The organism is Streptomyces sp. AC627_RSS907 (genome assembly GCF_019049165.1).
On record NZ_JAGMUE010001109.1, the window covers coordinates 1 to 655 of the forward strand.

At 72.2% G+C, this 655-nt stretch carries 1 protein-coding gene; it reads right to left on the reverse strand.

All coding sequences use genetic code 11. The features are described from left to right. Positions 1 to 655: DNA polymerase III subunit beta (gene dnaN / locus KUM32_RS40545; protein WP_217146689.1), on the reverse strand; the 655-nt coding region annotated here is incomplete at both ends.

Genomic DNA, 655 nt, shown 5'->3' on the forward strand with positions numbered 1-655 from the left:
GCCTGTGCGTCGTCGCTGGAGCCGGCCTCCAGGATCAGCACGCCCTGCTCGAAGCTGAGCCGCACCGGGGTGTTGCGCTCGGCCACCAGCGCCACGCGCTTGACCGCCTCGACGAACGGCGCGGTCTCGATCACCGCGACCGAGTTGAACTCGGTCGGGAACAGCGTGCGGTACTTCGGCAGGTCGCCTTCGAGCAGGCGGGTCGTCGTCCGCCGGCCGGCGCCCTCGAAACCGATCAGGCCCTCGCCGGCGCCGGAGCCCGCGAGCGCGATGCTCACGGTGTCGCCGCTGGTCAGCGACTTGGCCGTGTCGAGGAGCGTCTTGGCGGGCACCAGCGCGACGGCGGACAGGTCGGCCGCCTCCGGCTTCCACAGGAACTCGCGGACCGCGAAGCGGTAGCGGTCGGTGGAGGCCAGGGTGACGTGGTCGCCCTCGATCTCGATGCGCACGCCGGTGAGGACCGGGAGCGTGTCGTCGCGGCCGGCGGCGATGGCCACCTGCGCGGCTGCGGCGGCGAAGACCTCGCCGGGCACGGTGCCGGTGACGCTGGGCATCTGCGGCAGCGCCGGGTACTCCTCCACAGGCAGGGTGTGGAGGGTGAACCGCGAGGAGCCGCAGACGACGGTCACGCGTACACCGTCTGTGGAGATCTCCA